Raw genomic sequence first — 1379 nt, forward strand, 5'->3', positions numbered from 1 at the left:
CGTAGTTCTGATCGATGCTCTCGATCACGCTCTGCAGAGACAGAATCATGAATGGGAGCACGACGGCGACGATGCCGACGATGACGGCGACCGGTGTATAGAGCATTTCAAGGGGTTGATCGATCCATCCCAGACCAAGCAAGGCTTGGTTGAGAAAGCCCTGGTTGCCCATGACGGCCATCCACCCCGCGGCTCGCACCATGTTGCCGACAAAGAGCGGAAACACGACCATGATCACAAGCAAGCTTTTCCAACGTTGCCCTGCACGGGCAACGAAGTATGCGACGGGAAACGCCAACACGGCCGTTATGAAAGTCGAGAGTGCTGCAATTTCGACCGTTCGGAGGAGGACGCTGCGATAGAAGGGATTGCCGAAGATGTTGGCATAATTCTCAATCGTGAAGGTCGCGACCATCAAGTCGTAGCGATCGTATCGATTGAAGCTATAGCGGAAGAGCAGCAGCAAAGGGAGAAGGAGCACGCCGACGACAACAAGCGTCGCTGGCAATGCTAGACTTGCACCTTTGCTCCGCCCAGCATGCGGGACAGTGGCAGCGGCCGCTTCCGCGGTCGCCGCTATGGTCGAGGCTCCGTTCAAGCCAGGAACTCCCGATCCCACCATTGACGAAGGTTCTGATACTCCTTGGCGAGATAGGCGAAATCCGGATTCTTGAGCTTCGCGGTTTCCTCAGCCGAGAAACTCACCTTCTTCGCGAGATCGGGGGGCACTTGAGCATTCGTCACCGTCGGCGAGTATCCCATGGTCTGCGCGAACGCCACTTGGCCTTGCGGATCGAGCATGGCGTTCAGGAAAGCAAGACCCGCCTCTTTGTTGGGCGCATTCTTGGCAATGCAGGCTTCATAGGTGACTGGAATCAAGCCCTCGGACGGCACGACATTGGTGACGGGAAGACCGGCATTCTGCCATTGGACCGCCCGCCCGCGCCAAAGCGCGGTGGCCCAAATCTCGCCCGATTGCAAAGCCTGTCCGACCGCCTCGTTCGTCGGATAGACCCGCACACCGAGCTTCTTCCATTCGAGCAAGCGCTTCTTGGCCGGCTCGAAATCGGACAGAGAATGACCATCCGCCAAGGCAGCGATCGCGTACATCCAATTGAAGCTGAGATCGACGATGCCGACTTTGCCGCGATATTTTTCGTCCCACAGGTCGGCGTAGCTCTTCGGCTGCGCATGCGCTGGATTGTAGATCAACACCATGCCGCTGAAGAGCTGCGAAACCGAATTAGGACGTCGCAGCGMCGGAAGGACATTCTTGATGTTGGGTACGTTGCTCTCATCGAGTGGCTCGAGCGCCCCGGATAGAGCCACGTCGTACACGTCGGAATCCGGCAGACAAGCCACGTCGATCGTGCCAGCTG

At 57.8% G+C, this 1379-nt stretch carries 2 protein-coding genes; both read right to left on the minus strand.

Annotation, left to right across the window (positions count from 1 at the left end):
- On the minus strand, positions 1–598 hold a 598-nt coding region (locus AC1DT3_RS21260), incomplete at its 3' end, for an ABC transporter permease (RefSeq protein ID WP_477467173.1).
- A partial coding sequence (locus AC1DT3_RS21265) for an ABC transporter substrate-binding protein (RefSeq protein ID WP_477467174.1) occupies positions 595–1379 on the minus strand: 785 nt, incomplete at its 5' end. The genes AC1DT3_RS21260 and AC1DT3_RS21265, both read right to left, overlap by 4 nt.

Source organism: Microvirga sp. P4_G7 (assembly GCF_056401005.1).